The organism is Bacillus marinisedimentorum, from assembly GCF_001644195.2.
Lineage (GTDB): Bacteria > Bacillota > Bacilli > Bacillales > Bacillaceae_O > Bacillus_BL > Bacillus_BL marinisedimentorum.
Map to the genome: position 1 here is coordinate 48999 of NZ_LWBL02000028.1, position 15295 is coordinate 64293.

Annotated in this window: 13 protein-coding genes; 4 read left to right on the forward strand and 9 right to left on the reverse strand. The window is 44.6% G+C overall.

Going from position 1 to position 15295, the window contains the following annotated elements:
- Positions 1-141 precede the first annotated feature (141 nt).
- The 3 genes from A4U59_RS08710 to A4U59_RS08720 are packed head-to-tail and all read left to right on the forward strand — an operon-like array spanning position 142 to position 2659.
- Entirely contained in the window at positions 142-774 is a 633-nt protein-coding gene (locus A4U59_RS08710) for a GNAT family N-acetyltransferase (RefSeq protein ID WP_066172965.1), read from the forward strand.
- Between the two features lie 56 nt (positions 775-830).
- Positions 831-1478 carry an acetoin utilization AcuB family protein gene (locus tag A4U59_RS08715; RefSeq protein WP_066172967.1) on the forward strand — a complete coding sequence of 216 codons (648 nt, stop codon included), beginning with the start codon at positions 831-833 and terminating at the stop codon, positions 1476-1478.
- The gene (locus A4U59_RS08720; protein ID WP_245680527.1) at positions 1475-2659 is read left to right on the forward strand and encodes an acetoin utilization protein AcuC; all 1185 of its coding nucleotides are present in this window, start codon (positions 1475-1477) and stop codon (positions 2657-2659) included. The genes A4U59_RS08715 and A4U59_RS08720 overlap by 4 nt, the downstream gene beginning before the upstream one ends.
- Positions 2660-3194: 535 nt before the next feature.
- Here the strand turns inward: A4U59_RS08720 and motS are convergent.
- The 7 genes from motS to A4U59_RS08755 all read right to left on the reverse strand — a co-directional run bounded on the left by motS (position 3195) and on the right by A4U59_RS08755 (position 9918).
- Complete coding sequence (gene motS / locus A4U59_RS08725) at positions 3195-3890, reverse strand: flagellar motor protein MotS (RefSeq protein WP_066172969.1); 696 nt, start codon at positions 3888-3890, stop codon at positions 3195-3197.
- On the reverse strand, positions 3880-4710 hold the full coding sequence (motP, locus tag A4U59_RS08730; RefSeq protein WP_066172972.1) for a flagellar motor protein MotP: 831 nt from the start codon (positions 4708-4710) through the stop codon (positions 3880-3882). The genes motS and motP overlap by 11 nt, the downstream gene beginning before the upstream one ends.
- Positions 4711-4763: 53 nt before the next feature.
- A complete protein-coding gene (ccpA, locus tag A4U59_RS08735) occupies positions 4764-5765 on the reverse strand; it encodes a catabolite control protein A (RefSeq protein WP_066172974.1) in 1002 nt (333 codons plus the stop codon).
- A 989-nt stretch (positions 5766-6754) separates the two neighbouring features.
- Positions 6755-7831, reverse strand: a complete 1077-nt coding sequence (locus A4U59_RS08740) for a bifunctional 3-deoxy-7-phosphoheptulonate synthase/chorismate mutase (RefSeq protein WP_066172976.1) — start codon at positions 7829-7831, stop codon at positions 6755-6757.
- A gap of 473 nt (positions 7832-8304) precedes the next feature.
- Complete coding sequence (gene ytxJ, locus A4U59_RS08745; RefSeq protein WP_066172978.1) at positions 8305-8634, reverse strand: bacillithiol system redox-active protein YtxJ; 330 nt, start codon at positions 8632-8634, stop codon at positions 8305-8307.
- A 265-nt stretch (positions 8635-8899) separates the two neighbouring features.
- Complete coding sequence (locus A4U59_RS08750; RefSeq protein WP_066172980.1) at positions 8900-9463, reverse strand: YtxH domain-containing protein; 564 nt, start codon at positions 9461-9463, stop codon at positions 8900-8902.
- Between the two features lie 26 nt (positions 9464-9489).
- Positions 9490-9918: a DUF948 domain-containing protein gene (locus tag A4U59_RS08755; RefSeq protein WP_066172982.1), complete on the reverse strand. Its 429-nt coding sequence runs from the start codon at positions 9916-9918 to the stop codon at positions 9490-9492.
- Positions 9919-10176: 258 nt separating this feature from the next.
- On the opposite strand from A4U59_RS08755, the gene A4U59_RS08760 reads away from it, so the two are divergent.
- Positions 10177-11292: an aminopeptidase gene (locus A4U59_RS08760; RefSeq protein ID WP_066172984.1), complete on the forward strand. Its 1116-nt coding sequence runs from the start codon at positions 10177-10179 to the stop codon at positions 11290-11292.
- Positions 11293-12267: 975 nt separating this feature from the next.
- Here A4U59_RS08760 and murC read toward each other — a convergent pair.
- Positions 12268-13584 carry a UDP-N-acetylmuramate--L-alanine ligase gene (murC, locus tag A4U59_RS08765; protein WP_066172986.1) on the reverse strand — a complete coding sequence of 439 codons (1317 nt, stop codon included), beginning with the start codon at positions 13582-13584 and terminating at the stop codon, positions 12268-12270.
- A 351-nt stretch (positions 13585-13935) separates the two neighbouring features.
- Complete coding sequence (locus A4U59_RS08770; protein ID WP_066172988.1) at positions 13936-15036, reverse strand: nicotinate phosphoribosyltransferase; 1101 nt, start codon at positions 15034-15036, stop codon at positions 13936-13938.
- Between the last annotated feature and the right edge of the window lie 259 nt (positions 15037-15295).

The following is a 15295-nucleotide window of genomic DNA, read 5'->3' on the forward strand; positions in this document are numbered from 1 at the left end:
CATTATAGTATAAAATAAATTTATTCTCAATTTTTAAAAAATATAGACAAAAAATATTTTTTCTATTGAAAACGCTTTACCTGGTTCGTTATCCTTTATAATAGAGGTAGTTTAAGCAGACTAAAAGATGGTGGTGACCGGATGGAACACAAAAAAACATACAACGCAGCAAGGCATAAAACAGCGCATGGCAACCTTCTGATTGAGGGGCCCGTAACGGCCGATACACTTGCCGAGCTTGACTTTCATGAAGACTTGACGGCATTCCGGCCGCATAAGCAGCAGCATGAAGCCTTAGTTGGCATTGCAGATCTTGAAGAGGGCCGGATCATTATTGCCAGAGACAATAATATTGTCGTCGGATATGTCACTTTCCTGTATCCCGACCCGCTTGAACGGTGGTCTGAAGGCAAAATGGAAAACCTAATCGAATTGGGTGCAATCGAAGTCATTCCGAAGTACCGCGGCGCAGGTGTCGGCAAGCAGCTTCTCAACGTTTCGATGATGGACGACTACATGGAAAACTATATTATTATTACAACAGAATATTATTGGCATTGGGATCTTAAAGGGACAGGCCTTAATGTGTGGGAATACAGAAAAGTGATGGAAAAGATGATGAGTGCCGGCGGGCTGGAATGGTATGCTACGGATGATCCGGAAATCAGCTCACATCCCGCTAACTGCCTAATGGCCAGAATCGGAAAAAATATAGACAGGGATTCCATCGAAAAGTTTGACCGGCTGCGGTTTATGAACCGGTTTATGTATTAAGAGGCATAGGGATTTTCCATAATTCTCTTTTTGTCTCAATGACGGGGGGAACAATCATGATTGTTGAAGAAATTATGCAAAAGCAAGTATATACATTGAAAGCCGATGATCCAATTGCAAAAGGCTGGGAACTTTGCAACCTTCACCACATCAGGCATTTTCCGGTAGTTGATGAGGACATGAAAGTAATCGGCATCGTATCGGACAGGGATCTCCGCGATGCAAGCCCGTCCATTCTCCACGACTGCGGCCGCCAGCAAGAAGAACTTGAAAAGCCGGTCTCTACCGTTATGACACGCGATGTCATTACCGGACACCCTCTCGACTTTGTAGAGGAAATTTCCGCTACTTTTTTTGAAGAAGACATCGGCTGCATGCCAATTACCCGCGATCAAAAACTGGTCGGGATTGTAACTGAAACTGATTTGTTAAATACCTTTGTTATGCTCACAGGTGCTAACCAGCCAGGCTCGCAGCTGGAAGTGAAAGTCCCCAATCAAGCAGGCATCCTTGCTGAGGTGACCTCTGTTATCGGCCGTCACAAAGTGAACGTTTCCAGTGTCCTCGTCTATCCCGGCAAAACGGACGACTACAAAATTCTCGTTTTCCGGGTGCAGACCATCAACCCGATGAATATCATCCGTGATTTGAAAGGGGAAGGATATGAAGTGCTATGGCCCAACCTTCCGGGAGTCTCATCATGAGGGAAGCAGCTTTCATATATTCAGATGAATTTGCACGATATAAGTTCCATGATCAGCATCCATTCAATCAGCTCCGCGTGCAGCTGACGTTTGAACTGCTGAATACAATGGGGGCTCTTCAAGATAAAGATATCGTCCCGCCGCGCCCGGCGACGGACGATGAGATCGCACTCATCCATGATGTCAATTTCATCGAAGCCGTCAAAAAAGCGGGGAAAGGCGAGCTTCCTGAAGAACAGGCAGGAAATTTCGGGCTTGGCACTGAGGATACGCCCATTTTTGAAAACATGCATGAAGCGAGCTCCCTTATAGTCGGCGGAACACTGAAGGCTGTTGAGCTTGTAATGGAAGGGAAAGCCCGGCATGCCCTTAATCTCGGCGGCGGGCTGCATCATGGATTCAGAGGGAAAGCCTCTGGATTTTGTATCTATAACGACAGTTCTATCGCGATCGAATATATGCGGAAAAAATATGATGCAAGAGTGTTATACGTGGATACTGATGCACACCATGGCGATGGTGTACAATGGTCGTTTTATGATGATCCGAATGTGTGCACATTTTCAATCCATGAAACCGGCCGTTATCTCTTTCCGGGTACAGGTGCGGTAAACGAACGTGGAGCAGGGGCCGGTTATGGTTGTTCTTACAATATCCCGCTTGATGCGTTTACCGAAGATGAATCGTTTCTAGAGTCTTATGAAACCGCTCTCAGGGAAATAGCCGAACATTTCCAACCTGATGTGATCATTACTCAGAATGGCGCAGATGCCCACTACTATGACCCGCTCACCCATCTGTCGGCCACCATGAACGTATATAAGTCGATTCCGAAGCTCGCACATGAAATCGCCCATGACTACTGTGGAGGACGCTGGATTGCAGTGGGCGGCGGCGGTTATGATATCTGGCGGGTTGTTCCAAGAGCCTGGTCCCTGATCTGGCTTGAAATGACGAACAACCGAATAGGTGAAGGTAAACTGCCGCAGGAATGGATTGAAAAATGGCAGCCGAAGGCACCGGTGCAGCTCCCTGACAATTGGGAAGATCCCGATGGGTTATACCCGCCGATCCCGCGCAAACCGGAAATAACCGAGAAAAATGCCCAGACACTGACCAAAGCACTTCAAATCATACGGCAGAACAAAAAATCCCAAAAACGAAAATATCCATCGTGTTAGGACTTTGGCAAAGAACACCGGAACTTAGCGGTTCATACATGTAAACAGTCTCTTTTGATGATCATTCTTAAATTTTATTAGCATTAAGAAACATCCCGAGTAATTCCGATAATGTGTACATCTCTTATAACAAGGTTATTTACTATTGAATTCACATGGAAAATCCCATCATAAATAGCACAAAAAAGCTCAGAGCCCTGAGCTTTTTATTTGTTATGAAGGTTATTCCCCCTTTAATGGAATGAATATTCCATGGAAACGATCGGAGACTGTTCTGGACTATACTCGTTCCTTTCCGCTGCAGGCATTCTCTTTCACCTATGGGCACAAGTGAGACTGCCTTTAAATTGAAAAAAGAGAACTATTAACTTTGTCAATTGGCATGCTATTTCAATTATCAATTCACCAATGAAACTAATTAATCTTATATAAAAATGAAAATCGAGTATAAAACCTTTACGATTTCATACTCGATTTGGTGGCTAATTCTTTTGTCTCACCACGTTATCGGAGCTGGTTAAAACGAAAACCGCGGTCAGCTTTCTTTATTTTTCGAGTCTGAAATGACAATCTCCACCCTGCGGTTCTTTTGCCAATTGACCGAATTGTCGTTGGCAGCAAGCGGCCTTGTATCACCGTATCCGATCGCGGTAAATCGGCCGGCGTCAATACCATGGTAATCCGTGAAATACCTGATGACACTGCTTGCCCGCGCCCCGGACAGCTCCCAGTTGGAAGGATAGCGATAAGTATGTATTGGCCGCCCGTCTGTATGGCCCTCCACTTTAACCGGATTGGCAAGCGTCGTGAGCAAATGACCGATTTCATTTAAAAACGGCTGTGCTGCCTCTATGATTTCCGCTTCCCCAGTTTCAAAAAGCACCCTTTCCTGAAGGACAAGAACAACTCCGCGCTCATTCCGCTGAGCTGTAACGGTATTCTCCAGCCCGTTTTCCTCCAGGTATGCACGGATTTCAGCGAGAATTTCATCGAGCTGAGCATCATCTGCTTTTTCTGCGGGGGACTGCTCAGGCACTGCGGAAGAGTTAGCGTCAAGAATTGAGTCGCTGTTGAACGATTTCGCTACTGCCTGGAATTTGATCAAATCGATCTGGGACATGGAAAACAGCAAAATAAAGAATACCAGGATGAGCGTCATCAAATCCGCATATGTCACCATCCAGGCGGGGGAGCCTTTTTTCTTTTGCTCTTTCTTTTTTCTAAGAGTCATGGGCAGGTTCCCCTATCAGGAAATCGTTTTCCGTTCCTTCCATCAACGCTTTCTCCTTTTCTTCCTCTGATAGAAAAGCACTTAGCTTTTCTTCAAGGAAGGTGGGATTCTGGCCGGACTGGATGCCGATAATTCCTTCAATGACGATTTCTTTAAGAAAAACTTCCTCACCCGTCTTATTTTCAAGCTTGGAAGCCATCGGATTGAAAACGAGATTTGCCAGCAATGACCCATAGAAAGTTGTCAACAGGGCAATCGCCATGTTCGGTCCGAGTGCTGTCGGGTCGTTCAGATTCTTAAGCATCAGGATAAGCCCGACAATTGTTCCGAGCATCCCCCAGGCTGGTGCATACTCCCCTGCCTTTTCAATGATACTTCGGCCCTTGCGGTGGCGCTCTTCCAGGGCTGCGATTTCCGCATTCATGATATCTCTGATCATTTCCGGATCTGCACCGTCAACAGCAAGGAGGATTCCTTTTTTCAAAAAAGGGTCCCTGATTTGGTCAAGTTCAGATTCGAGGGATAATAGCCCCGCTTTCCGTGCCTTATCAGCCAGTTTAATGAATGTTTTGATCAAGCCGCCCAGGTCGCTTTCATTTGTCCGGAAAGCTTCTTTCATAATCCTGAATGTCAGCTTGATTTCTTTTACATTGAAATTAATTAGTAGTCCGCCGGCTATCCCACCCAATACGATGACCATTGACGATGCCTGCATGAATGATGGCAGCTGTGACAGTCCCGAGTGGGTATATATGCCGAGCAGAAGCATCGATAAGCCTATAAAGATGCCAACCGGTGTGAGAACATCTAACTTTTTCATGTCTCTCTCCCCTGCTTACAAAAAGTGGTTTATCACACTTTATATCGGCAAGGTTAGTTCTTTGTTGAGCTTCTTTCCTCAATCCGGTGCGGAAGTACTATTGTCTGGTCTTCCGTTGCTTCTTTATTCATCAATTTCGTCAACAGACGCATGGCGACTGCACCGATATCATACATCGGCTGCACAATCGTCGTAAGCTGCGGGCGGATCATCTTCGCCAGTCTTGTGTTGTCGAAACCGATGACTTCAACGTCTTCAGGGACGCGTAGTCCGCTATCCTGGAATCCATGAATGACACCGAGCGCCATTTCATCTGTCCCCGAGAAAACAGCTGTAGGCGGCTGATCAAGGTTCATAAATGTTTCAGCAGCTTCAAGTCCAGAATCATACGTATAATCACCGATCACAATGAGGTTTTCATCATAAGAAAGCCCCGCTTCTTCAAGTGCCTCTTTATAACCTGTAATCTTATATTCGCCATTGATCGGATCCTCAAGAGGCCCTGAGACATAGCCGATCCGATTATGGCCGTGATCGGTCATATGCTTCACCGCATCGAATGCAGCCTGTTTGTAATCAATATTGACACTCGGCACGGAATGGGACTGTTCGGTCGTTGCCGCAAGAACGATCGGTACCGGCGATTTCTTAAATTCTTCAACATGCTCTTCAGTTATTTTCCCGCCCATAAAGACGATTCCATCCACCTGCTTCCCAAGCATCGTATTAATGAGGTGGAGTTCTTTATCAGTATTTTGGTCAGAATTGCTTAAAATGATATTGTAATTGTACATTGTTGCAATATCTTCAATCCCACGTGCAAGTTCTCCAAAGAAAATGCTGGATACATCCGGGATGATGACGCCGACTGTTGTCGTCTTCTTGCTGGCCAGTCCGCGCGCAACCGCATTTGGACGATAGCCGAGCCTTTCAATAGCTTCATTCACTTTTTTTCTCGTTGTCGGTTTGACATTCGGATTTCCATTAACCACCCTGGAGACCGTTGCCATTGAAACGCCCGCCTCCCGGGCTACATCATAAATGGTTATGTTCATTCTTTTTCCTCCTCTTACATAATAAAAAATATGTCGAATTTTCATGTCTGCATCTAATCCTATTATACAGAAAAAGCCCTTACAACTTTAAAGCATTTTATCGCAGCATCCGATTTTTATCCTTTGTTAAATGTTTAACAAGTAAAAATAATACCATACTTTTTTCATGATTTTCATGCCATTAGTTTAAAATTTTTCATAAATTTATATTCACCTGCATTTCAAAACGCCTCAACTATTTTTCACTTGGAGGGTGGCTCTGAAAAGAAATATATCTGATTTCATAAACAACCTTATACTATGCTTGTCTATGTTAAATATTATTGTTGATTTTGGCCATATGATTCACTACCATTTTTCAGGTGCATTGCCCTGGGTGTGATCACACATATATGCTAATGGTCGAATCACTGGTGGGAAGGAAACAAAGTCCCTTTGCCCGCTAAGTGACAGCCTCTTTAATTGGTTGGCTGCGTTAAAGCTAAATGTTGTTTTTTCCACTAGTTGATTGGAGTGGAAGGTGCGAGATCCCTCGAAAATAAAAACCAATTTTCTTCGTGCGGCGTCTTTTCAAAGAAGCTTATTCAACGTCCTGCGGGATTCTAGCGGGACAAGTGAGACCCACAGAAGCTGAGCGACGAGGAGGCTCACCGCCCGCGGAAAGCGAGTACCTGCAACGGAAATCAACACTAGCATTTAACAGGCATCCATGCAAAATTTTTGGCACATTAATGAATGAAATATTTACAAAGGCCCTCCACATCTAAAAGTTATCCACAGATATTTCAGGGTAGAGCCAATTGGTTATTAAATGAGACGACTCTACACTCCTTTAGCCTTCCAAACCATCTTTTTTCGCAGTAATCCTTCATACACTCTTCCCTACCCTTTGTTCCTTTATGTAAAGCGATTTAAACAGAAGAATAGGCTCTTCATTCCATTAATATAGAAAAACCTCCGCATGAGAAAAAAATGCGGAGGTTTTTGAATCAGACGTTGATTGTATTTTGCTGTTTAAGGCTATTCATATATTCATTAAACTGATCAATGTTCATTTGCTGGGCGGAGTCAGACAGCGCGACGGCCGGGTCCGGGTGCACTTCTGCCATGACTCCGTCCGCACCAATAGCAAGTGCCGCTTTTGATGCTGGCAGGAGCAGATCCCTTCTGCCTGTTGAATGGGTGACATCGACAAATACCGGAAGATGGGTTTCCTGCTTTAAGATTGGTACCGCAGAAATATCAAGGGTATTCCGTGTCGCCCTTTCGTATGTCCTGATGCCTCTTTCACATAGGATGATGTTTTCATTCCCCCGTGAAATGATATACTCGGCAGCATTGATGAATTCTTCAATAGTGGCAGCGAGGCCGCGTTTTAACAGGACAGGCTTATCAACCGACCCAGCGGCTTTAAGCAATTCAAAGTTTTGCATGTTGCGGGCGCCGATTTGGATTACATCAATGTAGTCGACAGCCGTTTCAATATCCGCCGGGTTGACGATTTCGCTCACTACCGCCAGGCCGTATTCTTCACCTACGCGCTTAAGAATTTTCAATCCTTCCAGTCCAAGCCCCTGGAAATCATATGGGGATGTTCGCGGTTTGAAGGCGCCGCCGCGGAGGATTTTCAACCCCTGGGCCTTCACCGCTTTTGCAACTTCTGCGACCTGTTCATAGCTTTCTACTGCACAGGGGCCCATAATGAAGCGCTGCTTGCCGTCCCCAATTGTTTCGCCATTGATATTTACAATTGTATTTTCCGGTTTGCGTTTTCTTGAGACAAGCAATGCTTTGCGATGGTCGTCTTCCTGCAACTCCAAAGCCGCCTTGAAAATTTCTTTGAAAAGGGCCTGGATCGTCGATGTTTCAAACGGTCCTTCATTATTAGCGGCAATCTTGTCAAGCATCTTCCGCTCTCGGACCGGGTCAAATCTTTCAGTACCCTGTGCTTCTTTTATTTCACCTATTTGCTGGACAATTTTTCCCCGTTCATTAATTAATTCGAGTAATTTCAAATTCACATCATCAAGCTGGGTTCTTAACTCTTCAAGTTCAAGATTGCTCACGTTTTTTCCCACCCTTTCTTTTTAAGCTCACCAATTGTACAAGTGTCAAATGTAAATGATTAGGGCTTATTATAAACGAAACCTCTTCAGTTGTCACGGAAAAATTCTTTAATTATTAAACGCTTTTAAGTAATAAAGCATAGTATGATAACAACATCATAATCGTGCAGCAGCTTGCCTGCTTAAAATACATATTAATGCAAACGTTTAGAATTTATAAAGACCTTTTTCTAAATAATCGGTGGTTTTCATCATAGTACTGGACAAGATCTCTGCTTCACAAACGGCTGATTGGTGTGTACGTGCGAAACTTCTGGAAAATGCTCCGCATTTACTTTGGGCTGTGCGGATTCGAGAAAGCTTATTCAACGTTTTGGGGGCAGCGGAAACCACCCCCTCTTTGTAAAATAGCAACTTAATTATGGTTGCAATTTTTTTAAGACTGCCGGTGGGCGTTGTGCCATTTACTCTGACTATTTAAGCATCTTATTTTGCAGGGTGTCATATGTGATGTTCCAATGAGATTCATTCCAGGATACCCGGCCTGCCTCGAAAAGCAATGCTTGCGGAGATTCATGCTTCACTCCGGTTACTTCAGCAATATAGTTAGAAAGTTCACGCGCTTCCTGTACATGTAAATAAAATGTTTCCACCTCTGGATAATCTTCTGTAAAATGTCCATATGCCTCAAAAGCCTGGGCGCTTATCGGGCATGTCAGGCTGTGTTTAACGAAAAGGAAATTCTTTTTTCCTTCAAGAAGTTTCTTAAATTCTGCCACTGTTTCAACTTTTACTTTCCCCAATTGATGTTCCCCCTTATGTAATCTGTTTCCTTATTGTACACAATTCAAGTCGATTATTGCCAACCTTTTTAACAGGAATAGGAAAGCCGCTTCCTTCTTATATCCTTTTCTTTTCAGACAGTGTACCTTCATATGGTGCCTCCCTCGAATTGAATATATATATCCTTGTCAGATGTTTTTCAATAACACTCCCTTGCTGACAATCTATACTTTCCTGTAAGGAAAAAAAAGCAGGGGTCATAGGACCCCTGCCTGTTGCTTTCTTTTACTTTTCATCCAGCTTCTCATCTTCCAGTTCTTTGGATGCCGCCGGTTGCTTTTTTTCTTCAAGCTCCTGCTCAAGGTCTTCTTTATGGTCATCGAGGCTTTGTTTGGTCGCCTCCACTTCCTCTTTGACATCAGCTTCCATTGCCTCCAGGTCTTCCTTGTGGTCCTGGACGCTTTGTTTGGTCGCCTCCACTTCCTCTTTCACTTCTTCTACTTCCTCAAGGATATCCTCCTGGGAAGCGCTGCGCTTTTCCTGCCATTTTGATTTGCCTTCATTTACCCGCTGGCGGATGTCTTCAACTTTTCCGCGCGCCCTGGTTGAGATCTCATTGCTTCTGTCTTTTGCTGTCGTGGACCACTCGTTTGTTTTTTCTTTAATCCTGCTAGTCTGGTCATTCAGGTCTGTACGAAGCTCTTTCCCTGACTTTGGAGCCATTAATAGGGCTGCGGCTGCACCAACAATTCCTCCGATAAGGCTTCCGATCATGAAATCCTTTGCATTGATGTTGCTTTCATTATTGTTTGTCTGGTTGCTGTTGTTGTTCTGGTTCTCGTTTTCCATACTCCACTCCTCCTTTAAAAATTGTTCTATTGGTTATTCACTTGTTGCTTTTTTGATTTCCATCTTTTCCAGATGTCCATGGCTGTGTCGGTCCATTGTACAACCTGCGCCGCCTGCCCGCTTTTTTCTTCAGCCTGCAGGGCAATCCTGTCGGTGATTTTTCTGACTGACGTATTGAAATCCTTTACGGTCTCACCGACTCCTTTCACTGAGTCAACGAGCGTGTTCAATGATTCCGATTTATGCTGTACATCCTCAGCCAGCAGATTTGTCTTATGAAGCAGCTGCTCTGTTTCGTATGTAACACCGTTCAATTGCTTTTGAAGGCTGTCCAGGGTGACAGACATATTATCCATTGTATGGGATACTGACTTTAGCGTTTTGGCAAGGTACACGACCAATACCGTAAACGCAACAGCAATCAAGGCAATGCTTAAGTAAAGAATGATTTCCATGAGTTTTGTTCCTCCCCGTTTTTTTGATCTGTACTGAAGTTTTTGTTGTAGTGTGTTCTGCATACAAACTGTAATGATATATTATATACCCGCAAACCGGGCTGCACAAAACACATGTAACTTAACTTCCACAAATAAAAATGAATCCCTTCAAAATTCATGCAAGAAATATCGACAGCAGCTGAGCACACTCTACAAAATGAAATATATCCTGTAAAATAAACGAGAAATGATTCCACTTAAAATGGAGGAGACATGATGAAAGATCCGCGCATCAATAAACTTGCCGGCAGCTTGATTGAGTATTCCATTAAGCTGCAGCCAGGTGAAAAAGTATTGATTGAAAACACCGGAATTGAAAAAGAACTCGTCAATGCCATTGTTCAAAAAGCATACGAAGCAGGCGGCCATCCGTTTGTGCTGCTCAAAGAAAATTCCATCACACGCACCCTTTTGAACGGAGCAAGCAAAGAACAGCTTGATATGATAGCTGATTTTGAAGCTGGAATGATGGAAAAAATGGATGCCTATGTCGGCCTTAGGAGCGGAAATAACATTTCCGAGCTGTCCGATGTTCCCGCCGATAAAATGGAGCTTTACGGAAAAACAGTCGGGCAGCGGGTCCACAGGGACATCCGGGTGCCCAAAACAAAGTGGGTGGTCCTCCGCTATCCTAATGATTCGATGGCCCAGCTTTCCGGGATGAGTACTGAGGCTTTTGAGGACTTTTATTTTGATGTATGCAATCTTGATTATGCTAATATGAGCAAAGCGATGGAGCCTCTGGTCAATCTCATGAATAAAACGAACCGTGTACATATTACAGGCGGCGGCACTGACTTGTCTTTCTCCATCAAGGATATTCCTGCTGTAAAATGTTCCGGCGAACTGAACATCCCCGATGGGGAAGTTTATACTGCTCCTGTAAAAAATTCTGTAAACGGCACGATTGCTTTCAACACCCCTTCCCCTTACCAAGGCTTCACGTTTGAGAATATTAAACTGACATTCAAAGACGGCAAAGTCGTAGATGCCGAAGGAAATGACACGGCCAGGCTGAATAAAATCCTTAATACGGATGAAGGAGCCCGCTTTATCGGAGAATTTGCCATCGGTGTAAACCCTTATATCAAGCATCCGATGAAAGATATACTATTCGATGAAAAGATTGACGGAAGCTTTCATTTTACGCCGGGACAGTGCTATGATGAAGCGCCTAACGGCAATGATTCAGCAATACACTGGGACATGGTCTGCATTCAGCGTCCTGAATACGGCGGCGGCAAAATTTATTTTGACGATGTTCTCATCCGTAAAGACGGCAGGTTTGTCATTCATGAACTGGACGGCCTCAATCCTGAAAATTTGATTTGAATACAAAAGTAGAATGCAGATACAAATTTGCAATGCGGCCTGTTTCCGCGGCAACATCCAGAATCAGAACACTTTCCGCATAACTGTCTATACTGAATTTCATCAAGCTAACGGAAAGGAGCCCCGGCTTAAACTCTGTTGATTTCTTGATATTTTACAATAAATATAAAAAAATTCATTGAAAAACCCAGTGGATTGAAGAGAAAGTTGGAGAATCCTGAGTGGAGGGAACAGTAAAGTGCGCGCAGGCGGGAGATTAGTTTGGGATGTGGCTTGGGCGCAAGCGCTGAATTGCGGTTCGGTGCCTGTATTTTGGTTTTTTCGACTGACTACGCGCACTGAATTGCGGTTCAGTGCCTGTACTTCGGCCTTTCAACTGATTAGGCGCACTGAATTGTGGTTCAGTGCCTATACTTCGCCTTCCCAACTGAGTACGCACACTGAATTGCGCTTCAGTGCCTATACTGCCGAACTCTCTTTGTTTTATGGCCTTGGAAAGCAAGAGGCCATGCATGAATGTTAATCATTCAACTGTTTATAAGCGCTGCCGGGGATGTTTCCGCTCGCCACGCGGCAAAGAAGACACCATGAGTGCGACGGGAGGGAAGCTGGAACAAATGCGGCACTTTTGCAGGTGGTGAAAGCGTCCTTTGCAGCGGAACTCCACCCTTTTTACAATGCTATGTATTGAAAATCTTTCCTTCTTCAACAATCCTGCCCGTTTCCTGAAGAAACTTTGTTACTCTTGATCTATTTTATCCCTTATTCCTTTACCAGGTGTCCTCCAGGAATCGCCAACTTTTTACATACCTCCAATACTCATTTCATTACAGCAACGTCTTTATGGAGAGCCAATAAAAAAGCATGCGATTTCTGTTGAGAAACCACATGCAATCATACACCGAATGGTATAGTGCGGTACACTTTTTTGTTGAACCCGTTAGGTTACAAAGCCCGCACTCCTTTTTTAAAATTTCATTTCCCGGTTTCCGCCGAACCGGCAATTTCCTCATATGCCTGCTGATATTTTTGAATATCCCCTGCTCCCATGAAAATGAGGACACTGTTTTCATGTTCGGCGAGTACCCCTGTCGATGACAGGTCAAGCATGCGTGCTCCATCGATTTTTTCCTTTAAGTCATCAATCTTGAGCTGTCCTCGGTCTTCACGTGCTGAACCGAATATGTCACATAAGTATACTCGATCCGCATGTGAAAGGCTCTCCGCAAATTCATTCAGGAATGTTTGTGTCCTCGTGAATGTATGCGGCTGGAAAACTGCAATAATATCCTTATCCTGATACTTTTGCCGTGCGGACTCAATCGTTGCTGTAATTTCGGTCGGATGGTGAGCATAATCATCAATCAGCACCTGAGATCCAACCACCTTTTCAGTGAATCGGCGTTTGACACCGCCAAAAGTTTTCAGCTGGCTTTGCACAACCTCCACAGGCACACTCTCATAATGGCACAGGGCAATGACTGCCAGTGCATTCAGCACATTATGCATGCCATATCCCGTAATTGTAAAGGAAGCATAAAAATTATTCCTTACAAAGACATCAAAGGTTGTGCCTTCGGGTGTCGGTTTGACGTCCCTTGCCTGAAAGTCGTTATCCTCTCCAAGTCCGTAAAACATGACAGGCACCTGGGCCTGGATTCCCTGAAGCTGTTCATCATCTCCGCATGCGATAATGCCTTTATCAACTTGTAATGCCATCTGCTGAAATGCTGACACAACATCTTCTACATCCTTAAAGTAGTCAGGATGGTCGAAATCGATATTTGTCATGATGGCATAGTCAGGGTAGTAAGACAAGAAATGACGGCGATACTCGCAAGCTTCGAAAACGAAGTATTCACTGTCTTCTACGCCTTTTCCGGACCCGTCCCCGATCAGGAAGGAGGTAGGGCAGTGTTCACCTATCACATGGGCCAGCAGCCCTGTCGTCGATGTTTTGCCATGTGATCCGGTGACTGCTATACTTGTGAAGTTATTCGTGAATTCGCCCAGAAAATTATGATACCTGTATACAGGCAAACCCAATTCCTTTGCTGCCACAATCTCCTCGTGGTCATCGCCGAATGCATTACCGGCAATGACAGTGAGGCCCTCTTTTATATTATTTGCGCTGAAGGGATAAATGGGAATTCCCCGGTCTTCGAGCGCTTCCTGGGTAAAAAAGCGTTTCTCCACGTCAGACCCCTGTACCGTGAACTTCATATCATGCAGAATTTGTGCCAGGGCACTCATTCCGGTCCCTTTAATCCCTACAAAATGGTAAACTGTCATATATTGAACCTCCACTGCTTCAATTCATCGTTTCATCTATGTAACACAGTATATGAATGTTAGGCCTTTTTGACTCAATCAGCCTTTCTGCTGCTTACCCATGACTGCTGATACATAAAAAAGAAATGGTATTTTGAAGAAACAGCAGCCTTTGCAACCAGCTTGCTGCCCTGCGATAAAACGTGATGTTCCAAATGTTGGACTGCATTTGCTGTTTTCTTATTATAGCAAAGCGACTGCTATAATGCCATGATGACTTCACCGCATGCCAGCAGATGCGCAGACAGCCGATAGAATGATACTATCGGCTGTGTCTCAATCACTTCGCAACATATTGATATCTTCTGACGGTCAGGAGTCGCACTTTACCAGGCGGGGGTTCGGACGATAAACCCTCCCTGCTTTTGCCTCCGGGGAACCGTTCAGCAATACATTGTCACCCGTGAATCCAATATTCACTTTCAGAAGGTTGCTGCCGACACCGTACATATCCACCGGCACATTCATTTCTTCAAATTCTTTGATCCGCTCTTCACTGAATCCACCGCTCGCGACGATCTTAACATGGTCGAATCCTTCCTTGTCAAGCGCCTCGCGCAATGCAAAAAGCAAATATGGGTTAACGCCGCGTGGATCAAATGTCCCCAGCACTTCAGGATTACGCACAAAATATTGATCCACCATCGTTTTTGAAGTATCTACTCTAACCCCTTTGAGTGTCTCGCCAAATTCTCGGGCAACTCTCAGGGCATCAGTAATAATATCATTATTATAATCAACAAGGGCAACGAGATCATCTTCAGGAAACTGTTCATGGTACGCTTTTGCGGCTTCTACGATATCACCGTTGAAAAGCTGGATCAGGGCATGAGGCATTGTCCCCATTCCTTTTTTGCCCCACCATTCACTCATGGCATGGGTCGCCTGGGCTGTAGATCCGCCTATATACGCTGCGTAACCGTCTCCTGCTTGCTGGGTAAAATGGTCATCACGGTCTCCCATGAAGATGACAGGCTTCTGTATGCCGGAAATACTGGCCGCCTTAACAACATTGTAAACGTTTGTTGCAACTGAAGTCCTCCGGCCGAGGATACCGTCAATTAGTCCTTCGAGCCAGCCAAAATCCTGGTAAGGCCCTGTTATGGTCATCACCGTTTCAAACGGTGTCACCTTGTCCCCGTCCTTCAATGAATAAATTTCCAGGTTTTCCGGATTGTCAGCGAATGTTTTCACAAGGGCAATGACTTCATCGGTTCCGCATAATACGGCATGCTGCTTTTGAAAAAACTGCATCGTTACGATGTTATTCGGTTTCTGCTGCTTTACGATCTCCCTCGTTTTAAGGAAATATACTGCTGAAAACCAGCCTTCCCCCACCCGTTCGTCAAATTTGAATGTCTTGTTGGTCAAGCGCTTTATTTTTCCTTGCATTTTCAGTTCGATTTCTTTCATGTTATTGCTCCTCTTATAGAAGATCATGACATGGAAATTGCCACATCGGTAATCAATTTGATTATGTAATCGCGGAAAACTTCACTCTTAATCATATAAGACCAACTGAGTGAAAACAAGTACAAAAGCGTCAAATTGCGGGATTAATCGCCGGCAAGCCGACAATTTTCGCAGTGGCATGCCAGATAAAACGAAAAGCGTAAGGCGCCCGCTTAGCGGCGTACGCATAAGCAGGGCTGCATCAGGAAGGGCGCTCTTT

What these genes read in the sequence shown, in the direction of transcription:
- A4U59_RS08750 (WP_066172980.1), bottom strand. Translation starts at nt 9,463, where the DNA reads ATGGAAAACGAGAACCAGAACAACAACAGCAACCAGACAAACAATAAT.
- motS (WP_066172969.1), bottom strand. Translation starts at nt 3,890, where the DNA reads ATGACTCTTAGAAAAAAGAAAGAGCAAAAGAAAAAAGGCTCCCCCGCC.
- A4U59_RS08710 (WP_066172965.1), top strand. Translation starts at nt 142, where the DNA reads ATGGAACACAAAAAAACATACAACGCAGCAAGGCATAAAACAGCGCAT.
- ccpA (WP_066172974.1), bottom strand. Translation starts at nt 5,765, where the DNA reads ATGAACATAACCATTTATGATGTAGCCCGGGAGGCGGGCGTTTCAATG.
- A4U59_RS08720 (WP_245680527.1), top strand. Translation starts at nt 1,475, where the DNA reads ATGAGGGAAGCAGCTTTCATATATTCAGATGAATTTGCACGATATAAG.
- motP (WP_066172972.1), bottom strand. Translation starts at nt 4,710, where the DNA reads ATGAAAAAGTTAGATGTTCTCACACCGGTTGGCATCTTTATAGGCTTA.
- A4U59_RS08770 (WP_066172988.1), bottom strand. Translation starts at nt 15,036, where the DNA reads ATGAAAGAAATCGAACTGAAAATGCAAGGAAAAATAAAGCGCTTGACC.
- murC (WP_066172986.1), bottom strand. Translation starts at nt 13,584, where the DNA reads ATGACAGTTTACCATTTTGTAGGGATTAAAGGGACCGGAATGAGTGCC.
- A4U59_RS08715 (WP_066172967.1), top strand. Translation starts at nt 831, where the DNA reads ATGATTGTTGAAGAAATTATGCAAAAGCAAGTATATACATTGAAAGCC.
- A4U59_RS08755 (WP_066172982.1), bottom strand. Translation starts at nt 9,918, where the DNA reads ATGGAAATCATTCTTTACTTAAGCATTGCCTTGATTGCTGTTGCGTTT.
- A4U59_RS08760 (WP_066172984.1), top strand. Translation starts at nt 10,177, where the DNA reads ATGAAAGATCCGCGCATCAATAAACTTGCCGGCAGCTTGATTGAGTAT.